Genomic DNA, 12,946 nt, shown 5'->3' on the forward strand with positions numbered 1-12,946 from the left:
TATCTTATTCACAAGTCCCTTCGGCGGGCGGAAGGCAGCGTTTTTCATCCACAGCGTCCAATTCCGTGAACGCTTTCTCCCCTCGCGCGTTTTCACTGCGCCTGATACTCTTCGGGCCGGGAGCGATCAAAACAAGTGACTGCATTTACGGTCTTCATCATCATCATTCTTCTCCTGGTCATAGGACCAAGCCTGTTCGTCGTCATCGGCAAGCAGCGGGAAAAGGCCATTCCCAAGCGCCCTTCCACCGCCCTGCCCGTTGCCGAAGATGAAACGGCGCTGGACCGGCACTGGCAATCGATCCGAAACGGCTGGAACGAGAAGAATGCGCTCTGCCTCTTACATTCCAATCTAGATGCCTTTGCGGTGCGCGTGGCGGCGGCCCGGGCGGCGGGGCGCAGCCTCGATCTCATGTATTACATGTGGAATGCCGACCTGACCGGACGGCTGATGATGCGCGAAGTCATCGCCGCCGCCGATCGCGGTGTGCGCGTGCGTCTGCTCCTCGACGATCTCGGCGTTTCCATCTCAGACCGTATCTTCCACGCCATCGACAGCCACCCCAATATCGAACTCAGGCTGTTCAATCCCACCCGGGCACGGGAAAACATGCTGCATCGAGGCATCGAACTGGTGCTGCGTTTCCGAAGCGTCAACCGGCGCATGCATAACAAGGCGTGGATTGCCGATGGGCGGGCCGTGATCGTCGGCGGACGCAATATTGGCGACGCCTATTTCGATGCCGCCGAGCGCGCGAATTTCCATGATTTCGATATTCTCGGTTTCGGCAGGATCGTCGCCGACGCCACCGAAATATTCGACGATTACTGGAACAGCGCCGTTTCCGTTCCCGTTCGGTCGCTTCTGGCAAGACGGCCAAACAAACTCGCCAAATTGCGCCGCGAACTGGATGCCCTGCCGAAAAGCGAGGCGGCCAAACCCTATCTGGAACGCGTCGAAAGCCAGCATGGCCGCGACCATTTCCTGATGTCGGACCGTCTGCACTGGGTCGAGGCGGCGGATATCCTCGCCGACCCACCGGAGAAAGCGGCGGGCAAACGCCGCAAGGGTCATAACTTCCTGATGGAGAGCCTGCTGCCGCTGATGCAGGCGGCGGGTGACAGCCTGCACATCACCTCCCCCTATTTCATTCCCGGCAAACAGGGGGTGGGAATATTCCTGCAACTCGCCGAAAATGGCGTGTCAGTCGCCATCCTCACCAATTCGCTGGCGGCGACCGATGTTGCCGCCGTTCACGCCGGTTATGCCCGCTATCGAAAACCGCTTCTCTCCGGCGGGGTGCATCTGCATGAGCTGCGCGCGCAGGCGGATCAGTCGAACTTCACCCTGCGCGGCTCGGGACAGGCGAGCCTACACACCAAGGCCTTCACCCGTGATGGCAAGAGCGGCTATATCGGCTCGCTCAACTTCGATCCACGCTCCGCCTCGCTCAATACGGAAATGGGCGTCGTGTTCAACTCAGCCCCGCTGGTTGCCCGCATGGATGAGATATTCGCCGACGAAATCCGCCGCACCATGAGCTTCGAGCTGGAAATCGACAAAGGCAGGCACATTGTCTGGATGACGGAAGAACAGGGGCGGACGAAAACCTACCGGCGCGAACCCGACGCCGCCATCAGCCGCCGCATCGTCGCCGGTATCATGCGCTTCCTGCCGTTTGAATCGCAGCTTTGACAGGCCGTCACGCCGCTCCTCTTCAGGCCGCCGGCCTTACCCCCGCTTTCGCCAGCCGTATCTGAACCAGCGTATCGAGGTTCTGATTGACGCGGCAATAGAACTCCTCGTCGATGAAGGGCCGCAGCATGAAATCATTGCCGCCCGCCTTCAGGAACCGTGCGGAAAGCAGCCGGTTGGTGGAGGAAGACACGCCGATGATGCGCAGCTCATGCGACCCGCGCACGGTGCGGATGCGCCGCGTCAGTTCGAAGCCGTCAATGTCGGGCATGTTATAGTCGGTCACCACGAGGCCAATATCGGAATTGGCCTTCAGGATTTCGAGCGCCTTGGCGCCGCTATCTGCCAGGCTGACGCGGAAATTATAGCGCTTGAGACGGCTCGAAAGCAGCGCCCGCGCCGTCGGGCTGTCATCAACGATAAGCACATGGTGGCGGTGGTTGGTGAGAAAGCGGCAGACGGATTCCGTCAGCATATCCACGGCGAAAATATTGTCCTTCAGGATATAATCGACCACATCCTTGGCGATCAGCGTTTCGCGCGTCCCCTCGTGAAAGGTGCTGGTGAAAACGATGGTCGGGATCGAAAGATCGATCAGATATTCCAGCGCCTCGCCCTTTTCCGCCCCCGGCAGGTTGATGTTGGAAATCGCCAGCGTCACCGGTTCGGGAGAATGTTCGTAACAGGCCTGCAACTCCTCGAAATTGCGGCACACTTCCACGGTAACGCCCAGTAATTCATTCAGGCGCATGCTCACCATCTGGGTGAACACATTTGTATCTTCCGCCAGCAAGATGCGGCTGTTGGTAAAAGGCACGCCAGAATATTGCATGCCCGTAATGCCCAGGAAATTCATTCTGCCCCGATCCCCCATCGTATGTCAGGGAAAGATAGCAGGCTCATTTTTCAGAATGATTAATAACACTTTTGCGTGAAAGCCAGTTGAGCACATGCTTACTTAAAAGGAAATACGGCCCGCGAGGGGCCGTATTCCGACTTTGGGAGGGGATGTGGTCTTATACGCGCAGAAGCGCATTTTCGGTGTCGAACGGGCTCTCTTCAACCACTTCGGCATCATAGGACGTGCCGAGAATGCGGATCTTGAGCTTGGTGCCGACGGCCGCATAATCCGGCTTGAGCATGGCGAGCGCAATTGACTTGCCCATGCGCCAGCCGAAACCGCCGCTTGTCACGCGGCCGGCAAGCACGCCGTTTTCATCGACGATTGCTTCCGAACCGCGCGCATCGACATCCGTATTGCCAGACACGGTCAGCGTCGAGAACACCCATTTCGCGCCGGCTTCCTTGTAAGCCACCAGCGCATCGCGACCGATGAAGGATTTTTCCGGGCGCACGAAGCGGTCGAGACCGGATTCATAGGCGTTATATTCGACCGACAGTTCGCGGCCCATATTGCGGTAGGATTTTTCGAGCGACATGGACACCATGGCGCGAATACCGAAAGGCTTGATGCCGAATTCGGCGCCCGCTTCCATCAGCCGGTCGAAGATGTAGTTCTGCATCTCGATCGGATGGTGCAGTTCCCAGCCCAGTTCGCCCACGAAGTTGACGCGCAGCGCATGCGCCGTCGCCACGCCGACGGAAATCTGCTTGCCGGTGAGCCAGGGGAAATCCTTGTTATCAAGGCTGGTGCGAGTGAGCTTCTTCAGGAGATCGCGCGACTTCGGACCGGCCAAAACCAGCACGCCGTATTTCTGCGTGATCGGCTGCAGCACCACGGATCCGTCAGTGGGCGCAAGGCGGCGCAGCACGTCATGGTCATGCGTCTCGAGACCACCGGCCGAAACCATGTAGAAGCGGCCCGGCGCCCACTCATAGACGGTGAATTCCGCCTTCACGCCGCCAGTCGGCGTCAGAAGATGGGTGAGCGCGATACGGCCGCGCTTCTTCGGCACGATGTTGGCGAGAATGCTGTCGAGCCATGCCCGTGCACCGGGGCCGGAAACCTCCATCTTCGCGAAGGCGGACATATCAAGCACGCCAACATTCTGGTGAACGTTCTTCACCTCGTTGCCGACATGTTCGAAATAATTCGAGCGACGGAAGGACCATTTTTCAACGATACGGCCATCATCCAGAGCCGGCGCATGATTGTGGCTGGTGATGACATCGGCACCGACGCCGAGATCTTCCTCGCGCAGCGAATAACCTTCCGGCGCATACCAGTTGGCACGTTCCCAGCCATAAACCGAGCCGAACACGCCGCCGAGCTTCTTCAGGCGGTCATAAACCGGCGTGGTCTTCAGCGGACGGGCGGCGGAACGCTCCTCATCCGGATAATGCATGGTGAAGACGTTGGCGTAGGCTTCCTCGTTCTTGGCGATGAGGTAACCTTCCGTTGCGTAAGGCCCGAAGCGGCGCGGATCGACACCCATCAGGTCGAGCGTCGGCTCGCCGTCGACGATCCATTCGGCCAGCTGCCAGCCAGCGCCGCCGGCGGCGGTGATGCCGAAGGAATGTCCTTCGTTCAGCCAGAAATTCTTCAGGCCCGGTGCGGGACCGACAATCGGGTTGCCGTCGGGCGTATAGGCGATAGCACCGTTATAGACCTTCTTGATGCCCACTTCGCCGAAGGCCGGAACACGCACCATGGCGGTTTCGATATGCGGCATCAGGCGGTCGAGTTCCTCCTGGAACAGCTCATATTCGCTGTCATCGGAGGGGCCGTCGACATAACAGACCGGTGCGCCGACTTCGTAAGGACCGAGGATCAGGCCGCCCGCTTCTTCGCGCATATACCAGGCCGAGTCGGATTCGCGCAGGACGCCCATTTCCGGCAGGCCCTGGCGGCGACGTTCCTGAATGGCCGGGTGCGGCTCGGTAACGATATACTGATGTTCGACCGGAATGACCGGAATGTTGATGCCGACCATCTCGCCGGTCTTGCGGGCAAAGGAGCCCGTGCAGGAGATAATATGTTCGGCGATGATCTCGCCCTTGTCGGTTGTCACCTTCCAGTGACCATCTTCCAGCTGCTCGATGGCGGTGACGGTGGTGTTGCGATAGATGGTCGCGCCACGATCACGCGCACCCTTGGCCAGCGCCTGCGTCAGATCGGCAGGCTGGATATAACCGTCATCCGGATGCTGGATGGCGCCCAGCAGGCCGTCTGTCTCGCAGAGCGGCCAGATTTCCTTCACCTGCTCCGGTGTCAGCATGTTGACCCGCACACCGATGGTCTCGGCGATGCCGGCATAATACATATATTCGTCCCAGCGATCCTTGGTGCGGGCGAGACGGATATTGGAGACCTTGGAGAAGCCGACATTCATGCCGGTCTCTTCCTGAAGCTCCTCATAGAACTTGACGGAATATTTGTGGATCTGGCCGACCGAATAGCTCATGTTGAACAGCGGCAGAAGCCCGGCGGCATGCCAGGTGGAACCCGAGGTGAGCTCCTTGCGCTCGATGAGAACGCTGTCGCTCCAGCCCTTCTTGGCAAGATGATAAAGCGTCGAAACGCCGACGACGCCGCCACCGATCACCACCGCCCGTGCATGTGTCTTCATTTACAGAACCCCTGAAAAGCGCCGGCCTTGCCTTATTCCGCCGACATTGGATGGGAGGAATATGAAGCGCTTGTCGACCGTTCAGCCGCCTGATTGCGACATGGCCATAGGGTGCTGCGACAGGGAAGAAATTGCCTCCACCGGGGTGGGCTTTCTTATTGCCGCCGCCTCTTGCAGAGACGGCAGCAAAGATATCGAGAAATATCCGGCCGAAACAGACCGGGATGACGACCCGCGACCAAAAGGCAGGCCACGGGCCGGACTTGCCGACTATCGGTTCTGAAGCTGCATTTGCAGCCCCCGCACATCCGGGCCGTCCAGTTTCAAACCCTTGAGGACATCATTGCCCGGAACGATGATCGAGTCCTTGAAGACAGGACCACCTGGCAGATTGTGTATCCCACCGCCCCCACCGGGCGGAGGCGGTGGCGGTGGATAGCCACCGCCGCCACAAGGCGGAATGCGATAGATACAATCAGTGGTGAATTGCTCAAGGCCCCCTGCAGTCACAGACGGGCGAACGACATCCTGCGCACTTGCTAAAACCGGAAAAAACATACCGAAGAGAAAAATGACCCGTCTCAATTCGCAACCTCCTGCGAAGACGCACAAATCCTGGCGCTGTCTTTAACTTCCTTGCCGGCGGCCGCCTTTGCTGCGGCATCCAGCCAGGCAGGCGTGCTGTTGCGCATGCCTATGGAAACGCTGTTAAAGCCTATGACGAGCGGCCGCGCAAACTGGCGATCGGAAAACAGGCCAGAGCTGTTTGTGCTGTGAATGCTGTTGTCACTATCGGCCATTTTTTTGGCCCCGGGCTGCTTGCCCTGCGGCGCGATGGTCGCAGCCTCAGCGGCATCGGACATACCCTTTTCGGGGTCTCCCCTGTTACCCCCCGCATCCAGAAAAGCCGAGCGGCCCCGTCCGTTGGTAACCTTGACGCCGCGCGTCAGAAACGCCTGGCGCACAACCAGCAGGCGGATATCGTAAATATAACGCGGACCACAATCCTCCGTATCCCCGGTTCTCAAAATGTCGCGGCTGAGAATATAGGACAATTTCTCGCGAAGATATTCGTCGGCACAATAGACCTTGGTGTCTTTGTCATTGCAAAACGCCATCAGCGCATTTTGCGCATGGAAAGGGTTGATCGCGTAGGTCTGAACATTCTGAAGTTCGATTTCCTCGACATCCGCCCGTGCGCCACCGAAGGCGATATTGCGCAGAAGCCCCGCCATGCCTTCCTTGCGCTCAATCTTGATGACGGGAAAAAGCGCGTCCTTCACCTGCAGGCCCGAGGTGGTTCCATCCGTTGCAATCTCCGCACGGGGTTGAGCAACCGAGAGCGTCTTCTTGTCCTCCAGCCAGGTGCTGTCGCCGAAATAGGGCGCCTCCGACTTCACGCCGAGATAACCCCGCAAATTTGGTATCTGGGTTATCTTGACGTAACGGCCGATGAAGGACTCACTTTCAAGATCGGGAGGTAAAGACTTGAATTTATGCCCTGAATCGACAATTTCGGCGATAATGTCTCCGACATAAATATCCTCCTGCGGAGGATAGACCGGCTCGATGCCCAACCGGCGGATGGATTCGTTCCAGCGTTTGGGCAGGTAATCGTCGGTGACATCCGTCTCGCCCATCAGGAAAAACAGACCCGCCGAGCCGATAACGACCCCCGCCGTCAGAAGGGACAGCCGGGCGGCGTGGGGCTGCATCCACGCCCAAAAACCCTTCAGTCTTTCCCGAAGAGATGTTTTCGCCGAAACCGGGCCCGGAGGCTGGGCAGGCTGGGCAGGCTGGGCAGGCTGGGCAGGCTGGGCAGGCTGGGCAGGCTGGGCAGGCTGGGCAGGCTGGGCATTCTCATCGATTGGATCCGGCATTTGAACCCCGACAGAAAAGAAATAAACTAAATAATAACCACAATATATCAACTTACAGTTTACACAACAATACAGTCATTACGGGTATTCTGATTATATTTTCATGACGGCAGTCGGGCATATCCGGCCTCCATCAAGTAAAAGCCGCCCCGGCGCGCCCATCATTCACCGCAAGACAGTCGGATGCGAGGCCTGCCCCGCACCCGTCCGGACTGATACCAGCCGCAGCCGCTCACTTGTCCTTTCCGGCCGCTTTTGCCGCCGGTGGCTGTTCCGCAACAGTCTTGTCGCCCGCCTTGCCGGCATCCTTTTCCGGCGCATTGCCGGCAACGGGCGATGCCGCACCCGTATGGGCCACCACCGCCTTGTCGCCCTCTTCCGAAAGCAGCGCCGCCAGCATCTGCGGATTGGCGTCGCCTTCGACGTGAATATTGAGGTTGCGCTGCGGGAACGGGATGTCGATCCCCTCCTCCCGGAAGCGCTGGAGGATGGCGATGCGCAGCGCGTTTTTCACGCCAAGCCCGTTCGACAGATCGGCGAGATGGAAACGCAGTTCGAAATCCAGCGAGAAATCGCCGAAGCGCAGGAATTCCACATGCGGCTCGGGATTGCGCAGCACCGGCGGCTGGGCGCGCACGAGTTCCAGCAGAATATCCATGACCTTCTGCGGATCGGAATCGTAAGACACGGAAACCGGGATTTCGGCGCGCATGATGCGGTTGCGATGCGTCCAGTTGCCAACAGAGGAATTGATGAATTCGGAATTCGGCACGATGATCGACTGGCCGCGGAACGTCTCGATCTCGGTGGCGCGCACGGAAAGCCGCTTGACGGTGCCCTCCGTCGTGCCTGTCACCACCCAGTCCCCCACCTTGAAGGGGCGCTCGACCAACAGGATGAGGCCGGAGACGAAGTTCGAGACGATGTTCTGCAGGCCGAAACCGATACCGACCGAAAGGGCAGAAGCCACCAGCGCCAGGCTCGAAAGGTTGAGACCGGCCGAAGAGACACCGAAGATGGCCGCAACTGCGATACCGAGATAACCGATACCTGTCTTGACCGAGTTGCGCACCCCGGCATCCACCTGCCCGCGCGCCATGACGTTGTTGTCCAGCCACTTCTGGAACCAGCGGGTGATGATATAACCGATGGCGAAGACGAGAACACCGCCAAAGAGGCCGATCAGCGAAATCGAGGCATTTCCGACGGTGATGCCGGTCAGCAGGCGATAGGCCCAGCTTTCAATATCGCCCGGCTGGAAACCCCAGGAAAACAGGATCAGCGGCACGCCGAACGCAAGCGCTACCGCATAGATGCCGAGCCCGGCGGCAAGACCGGCCTGATCGAGCGCTACCGGGCCGAGGCCGAACCGTCGTCCGAGATAACGGCCAGCAAGGGATTCCGAAAAGGCCCCCTGCCGTGAAATCGCCTTGCCGGAGAGAATGCCGATATACATCGTCGCCAGCACCGCGCCGGTGGCGACGATCTGCGTGGCGAGGAAGCGCGCAAGACCGACATAACCCGTCAGGCAGGCGCCGATGAGAACGAGACCGCCAACCCGCAGCAGAATGACGAGCCAGCGCGGCAGTCGCTGGTTACCGGTCTCGTAATCCTGCCCTTCGCCGATGACCGGCCGCAGGAACGACACGGTGAGCAGGATAAGGCCGATAATGATCGAGGCGACGAAACTCTTGGCAACGGTGACGATCAGCGGCGAATACAGCGTCTCGCTGATCGTGCCGAACAGATAATCGAGCCCGTTGACGAGCGCCATCAGCAGCACGGCCGAGGACAGCGTGTGTGCGCCGCGATTGGAAACCTGCAGCAGACGCCATTCCGACTGCGTCGGCGCAAAGATCGCATAGCTCAGCCGCGACACGAAATAAACGAAGCCCGTGACCGCCATGGCCCCGAACAGGATCGGCGCGATATCAGACCGCAGCACGTTGAAATTATCGAGGAAAAACGCCGAGGTGACGAGAAACAGGAAAAGCGACAGCGACTGCACCATGGTGGACCAGAAGGCCACCGAAAGCCGTCTCAGATAGGAAGGCTCGCCCGTAAACGCCCGCCGGTCCATGCGGCTGCCGAAAAAGCGGTAACCACCCACCAGAAACAGGAGCGCCGCCATGATCGACAGCGTCACGGCCCCGAACATCGGCAGGCGCTTGTAATTCCAGACGAAACTCGCCCAGCCGCTGAAAGCGTTGTTCAGGTTGGTCAGCTCGGTCAGAAAGGCGGAGGACGCATCGCCCAGCGTCTGCGCCGAAACTTCCGTGCGCTTGAACAGCGTGGCGGCGAAAAGCGCCCGGCGAACGGCGGTGATATTGTTGGAGATCTGCGCGGCATTGGTGGCCGTGCTCTCCACCTCGCCGGCAATCGCATTCACCTCGGCCCGTTCCGCCGTCAGCCGGTTTCGCTCTTCCGTCACCATGCTGGCTTCCGGCGGCTGGTCGTCCGCAGGCGCCGCACCCAGCGCATCCAGCCGGGTCTTGATCTGGTCGAGACGGGTGCGCAGCTTGGTGTTGGCGGCGGCCGCATCTGCGGCAATGGTATCGGCCCGTCCCTTGAGGTCCACAAGCTGCACGTCGTCGCTGCCGCCCGCTTCCACCTGCCGGGCGATTGCCGCGACATCGGCCTTCCATTTCTCCAGCTCCGCCCTCGCCTGTTCGACGGTCGAAGCCTGGATCGCCACTGGGGCGGGCGATGTCGTTCCCTCCTGCGCCGAGGCGGGCATTGCCGACAAAAGACCGCCGACCAGGAACAGCACGATGGCCATTATCGCCGCTATTGCGGTCCTTTGCCGCCGATCCCGCGTCAAGCCGTCGAACACCCGTTTGCCGTCCATCAATCCGCCCAACATCAACCGCACATCCATGCCTTTCGTCTCTTTGCGCCGCATCAGGCTATTTAGCGCCTGCCGCGCGGAAAACCACCCGCATAAAGCGAGGTTTTCAGGAGTTTGCCTTGCTTTTCACCACGGGAATCATCACCTTTGATGATGCAGCAACATGGGAGGAAATCATGGAATCTGCTGGCATTGGCTGGATCGCAGCCATCATCATCGGTGGTGTCGCCGGGTGGCTCGCCGAACAATTCATGAAAAGCAATATGGGTGTTTTCATGAACATCCTTCTTGGAATCGTCGGCGCGATCGTCGCCAACGCCATCCTTTCGCTATTTGGAATCGTTCTGCAAGGTTGGCTCGGTTATCTCATCGCCGGCTTCATCGGCGCCTGCATCCTCATCCTTATCGGCCGGGCTTTCAGACGCGGATGAATAAAAGGAAAAATCCGTAAAACCCCGGATTTCCAGGCTTTTCCAGCGCGACTGAAATTTTTTCGTCACAAAAATCGAAGAAATTTCATTTCCGCGCTGGACAAGCCCAAACTTCCCCTTTATACGCCCCCTCACACCGCCACACGGTGCCGGTCGGGTGATTAGCTCAGTTGGTAGAGCAGCTGACTCTTAATCAGCGGGTCGTAGGTTCGAGCCCTACATCACCCACCATTAACTCCTTGATTTATCATAAAATTAACGGACGCAGCCAGCGTCGGCCATACGGGCCGATGATGCCCCGGGGGCAAGCTGCGAGCCTTGACGCCGTCCGTTAAAAAGGCGGCTTGCGCCGCCTCTGTCAGCATTTCCAAAGCGCATTGTTCACGCGGAGCAAAAAGCCTGTCAGCGGCATTGCCCCGCCAGCTCGATACCTTCCTTGATCAACCCTTCATTGACCGCAAAACCGGTCTCCCGCCGGAATTTGCTTCCGAGAACGGCAACCAGATTGCCGACATTCGGTGAGCCGTCAGCACCAAAAAGCGCAAGATTGTCATTGATCCCGACGTTCACGCTGGCCGCCATGCCCCGCGCAACGCCATCGGGGCAATTGCAGCTTCCGCACTGGCCGGCCGCCGGAGTGCCGTTTGCGGGTTTTGCGCAGAGAGGACCTTTGAAGCCCGCAGGCGGCTGCGGACCGCCAGTACATGATCTGCCCCAGCCGTTTCGAACTCCGACGGTGCCGAGCGTGTCGCACCAGGGCGAATAGGTCTCGGCAATCTGCATTGCAGATCGCAATCCCCTGCGGTTCTTCGAGCAATAATCCCGGACAACTGCGCGTACTGACCATTTCGGATGCTCGAAGATGGCATGACCGGCCCTGTCGTTGCCGGCTGTCCCTTGCCAGCTTCTCCCCATAACGCATCCGTAATTATTCATTTTAACGCAACGCAAGCGGTTCTGGTGGCGCTGCAGGTCTGCCGCGTCGAACGTCAGGGCCTGACCATTATAGGTCAAATATTCGGAACCAAATTTTTTCCAGTCAGGAGCTGTATCCTGAGCAACAGACGGCGGTATGGCGAAGAGAAAAAATGCGAGCGTAATAAAAACGACCCTGATCATCTGAAAATCCCCATTTATAACCCCGAAGTAATAAAACCAGAATTCCCGTAAAACGCGAGTCATATTTAAAATTCGACTTAATGTTTTCGTCAATTCGTTGCGGCTGGAAAAGATCTTCATTCCTTCTCAAGGCTGCCGAAACGGTGAATATAGGTCTCGCCGTGACGCCGTTTCCCCAAAGCTGTCTCAATCATCCCTATGATCGGGGTCATGAGATTGTTCATCAACATATTGCTTTTCATTCTCGGCGCAGTCGGGAGCGGGATATGTGCGTTTTTATTGTCGGCAGCGCTTGCCGATTCCGGATTTCTCGGCTCCTGTTTTGAGGGAAACTGCGCTTATGCGGCGCTTTTCATGGTGCTGCCCGTCACATGGTTCGTGCTTTTTGCGCTTTACGTGATGGCGCTGCTGATCTGGCGGCGAAAGCCTTTCCGGAGCGGAAGGCTCTGAAAACGAGCATGGCGACATCCCCTGCCACCCCACGCTCGTTGACAGCGATCAAGACTTACCGTTAACGTCCGCCTGCTGGGGGATTCGCTGCCAGTGATATGCGGGCCTCATGACCATACCCGATATCACCGGCCTCTGAATGTGCATGTTCCGATTTGCGTCTTGCGTATGATGGCATGCCGGAAAACAGGGAGACCAAAGGATGCGGGCCGCAATCAATTCCCCGTCGCTTTCGATCGACACCATGGACTATCAGGCAGAGTGCCAGTTCGCGCTGGAGCCTTCCATTCAAGGGCTGATCGAAAAAGCGGAACATGCCGGCTGGAACCGCCAGCAGGCCGCCCTTGCCATCGTCGCGCTCGCCAGCGAGCATCTCACCGATCTCTTGACCGCCGGCGGCCTTCCCGCGCCGGATCAACGTCCCCTCTCCTGATCCCCTCCTGAAGCCGGGCGGATCAGCCCCGCGCCTTCGAAACATCATCGTGAAAATCGACGTAGCTGGCCCGGAGTGTCCCTGTCGACACTGCCGGAACAGATTCGTGTCGTGAAGGTCTCCGCGTGGAGCAAAGCCAATCCCATACGGCGACGCCTCCCACGCAGCCTTTCGCGCCGCCGTGCCCAGCGTGGCGGGACGTATCGATTACCTGCCCGCAACCCTGCCATAGTGTTGACACAAGCCACCAATAATGAGAACATAAAGTGAACATTATGGAGGTCAGCGATGAACACAGCAGACGCAACCATAGAAAATGCCCTTTCCGTCGTCGCCCGCTCCCGCGACATGCGCGAGCGCGCGCTCGAACGACGCCGCGAACTGCAACGGCGAACGGAAGTCATCATCACCCGGCCGCTTTACGTGCTGAAAAAGAACGAAGGGCCGAAACAGCTGTCGCTGAAACTCGACAGCTAGTCGCCCTGGAAATGCCGGAGAAGGCTCGCGAAGCAGGCCTTTACCGTTAGCATTCCTGCCTCCCCTCGTTTTCAAAAAGCAAA

At 58.7% G+C, this 12,946-nt stretch carries 11 protein-coding genes and 1 tRNA gene; 7 read left to right on the forward strand and 5 right to left on the reverse strand.

What is annotated here, in order from left to right; genetic code table 11:
* The first annotated feature begins 135 nt into the window (after window positions 1-135).
* Window positions 136-1,695 (forward strand): phospholipase D family protein, encoded by a 1,560-nt coding sequence (locus DA915_RS08245; RefSeq protein WP_107675587.1) that lies wholly within the window; start codon window positions 136-138, stop codon window positions 1,693-1,695.
* 22 nt (window positions 1,696-1,717) lie between these two features.
* Here the strand turns inward: DA915_RS08245 and DA915_RS08250 are convergent, their stop codons facing one another.
* Both DA915_RS08250 and DA915_RS08255 read right to left on the reverse strand, forming a co-directional pair.
* The gene (locus DA915_RS08250) at window positions 1,718-2,551 is read right to left on the reverse strand and encodes a response regulator (protein ID WP_107675664.1); all 834 of its coding nucleotides are present in this window, start codon (window positions 2,549-2,551) and stop codon (window positions 1,718-1,720) included.
* 160 nt (window positions 2,552-2,711) lie between these two features.
* Window positions 2,712-5,225 carry an FAD-dependent oxidoreductase gene (locus DA915_RS08255; RefSeq protein ID WP_003502951.1) on the reverse strand — a complete coding sequence of 838 codons (2,514 nt, stop codon included), beginning with the start codon at window positions 5,223-5,225 and terminating at the stop codon, window positions 2,712-2,714.
* A gap of 61 nt (window positions 5,226-5,286) precedes the next feature.
* Between DA915_RS08255 and DA915_RS08260 the strand changes: the two genes are divergently transcribed.
* Window positions 5,287-5,508, forward strand: a complete 222-nt coding sequence (locus DA915_RS08260; protein ID WP_107675588.1) for a hypothetical protein — start codon at window positions 5,287-5,289, stop codon at window positions 5,506-5,508.
* A gap of 298 nt (window positions 5,509-5,806) precedes the next feature.
* On the opposite strand, the gene DA915_RS08270 is transcribed toward DA915_RS08260, so the two are convergent.
* Together DA915_RS08270 and DA915_RS08275 are read right to left on the reverse strand one after the other, a co-directional pair.
* On the reverse strand, window positions 5,807-6,940 hold the full coding sequence (locus tag DA915_RS08270) for a hypothetical protein (RefSeq protein ID WP_107675589.1): 1,134 nt from the start codon (window positions 6,938-6,940) through the stop codon (window positions 5,807-5,809).
* Between the two features lie 397 nt (window positions 6,941-7,337).
* Window positions 7,338-10,007 (reverse strand): mechanosensitive ion channel family protein, encoded by a 2,670-nt coding sequence (locus tag DA915_RS08275; RefSeq protein ID WP_192886437.1) that lies wholly within the window; start codon window positions 10,005-10,007, stop codon window positions 7,338-7,340.
* Between the two features lie 122 nt (window positions 10,008-10,129).
* Between DA915_RS08275 and DA915_RS08280 the strand changes: the two genes are divergently transcribed.
* Window positions 10,130-10,384, forward strand: coding sequence for a GlsB/YeaQ/YmgE family stress response membrane protein (locus DA915_RS08280; RefSeq protein ID WP_060725837.1), 255 nt, complete (start codon window positions 10,130-10,132; stop codon window positions 10,382-10,384).
* 155 nt (window positions 10,385-10,539) lie between these two features.
* Window positions 10,540-10,615 (forward strand) — tRNA-Lys (locus tag DA915_RS08285).
* A gap of 171 nt (window positions 10,616-10,786) precedes the next feature.
* Here the strand turns inward: DA915_RS08285 and DA915_RS29155 are convergent.
* A complete protein-coding gene (locus DA915_RS29155) occupies window positions 10,787-11,623 on the reverse strand; it encodes a hypothetical protein (RefSeq protein ID WP_244600696.1) in 837 nt (278 codons plus the stop codon).
* Between the two features lie 78 nt (window positions 11,624-11,701).
* Here DA915_RS29155 and DA915_RS08295 point away from each other — a divergent pair, with 78 nt between their 5' ends.
* From DA915_RS08295 to DA915_RS28850, 3 genes are all read left to right on the forward strand, one after another.
* On the forward strand, window positions 11,702-11,953 hold the full coding sequence (locus DA915_RS08295; protein WP_020812120.1) for a hypothetical protein: 252 nt from the start codon (window positions 11,702-11,704) through the stop codon (window positions 11,951-11,953).
* Between the two features lie 202 nt (window positions 11,954-12,155).
* Window positions 12,156-12,386 carry a hypothetical protein gene (locus DA915_RS08300; RefSeq protein ID WP_003502959.1) on the forward strand — a complete coding sequence of 77 codons (231 nt, stop codon included), beginning with the start codon at window positions 12,156-12,158 and terminating at the stop codon, window positions 12,384-12,386.
* Window positions 12,387-12,674: 288 nt separating this feature from the next.
* Window positions 12,675-12,863: a hypothetical protein gene (locus DA915_RS28850; RefSeq protein ID WP_020012681.1), complete on the forward strand. Its 189-nt coding sequence runs from the start codon at window positions 12,675-12,677 to the stop codon at window positions 12,861-12,863.
* The last annotated feature ends 83 nt before the right edge of the window (window positions 12,864-12,946 follow it).

The organism is Agrobacterium sp. LAD9, assembly GCF_003031125.1.
Classification (GTDB): Bacteria; Pseudomonadota; Alphaproteobacteria; order Rhizobiales; family Rhizobiaceae; genus Agrobacterium; species Agrobacterium radiobacter.

Coding starts and splice junctions, on each gene's coding strand:
- DA915_RS08300 (WP_003502959.1), top strand. CDS start 12,156: ATGCGGGCCGCAATCAATTCCCCGTCGCTTTCGATCGACACCATGGAC.
- DA915_RS08275 (WP_192886437.1), bottom strand. CDS start 10,007: ATGCGGCGCAAAGAGACGAAAGGCATGGATGTGCGGTTGATGTTGGGC.
- DA915_RS08280 (WP_060725837.1), top strand. CDS start 10,130: ATGGAATCTGCTGGCATTGGCTGGATCGCAGCCATCATCATCGGTGGT.
- DA915_RS08250 (WP_107675664.1), bottom strand. CDS start 2,551: ATGAATTTCCTGGGCATTACGGGCATGCAATATTCTGGCGTGCCTTTT.
- DA915_RS08260 (WP_107675588.1), top strand. CDS start 5,287: ATGAAGCGCTTGTCGACCGTTCAGCCGCCTGATTGCGACATGGCCATA.
- DA915_RS28850 (WP_020012681.1), top strand. CDS start 12,675: ATGAACACAGCAGACGCAACCATAGAAAATGCCCTTTCCGTCGTCGCC.
- DA915_RS08255 (WP_003502951.1), bottom strand. CDS start 5,225: ATGAAGACACATGCACGGGCGGTGGTGATCGGTGGCGGCGTCGTCGGC.
- DA915_RS29155 (WP_244600696.1), bottom strand. CDS start 11,623: ATGAAGATCTTTTCCAGCCGCAACGAATTGACGAAAACATTAAGTCGA.
- DA915_RS08295 (WP_020812120.1), top strand. CDS start 11,702: ATGATCGGGGTCATGAGATTGTTCATCAACATATTGCTTTTCATTCTC.
- DA915_RS08270 (WP_107675589.1), bottom strand. CDS start 6,940: ATGCAGCCCCACGCCGCCCGGCTGTCCCTTCTGACGGCGGGGGTCGTT.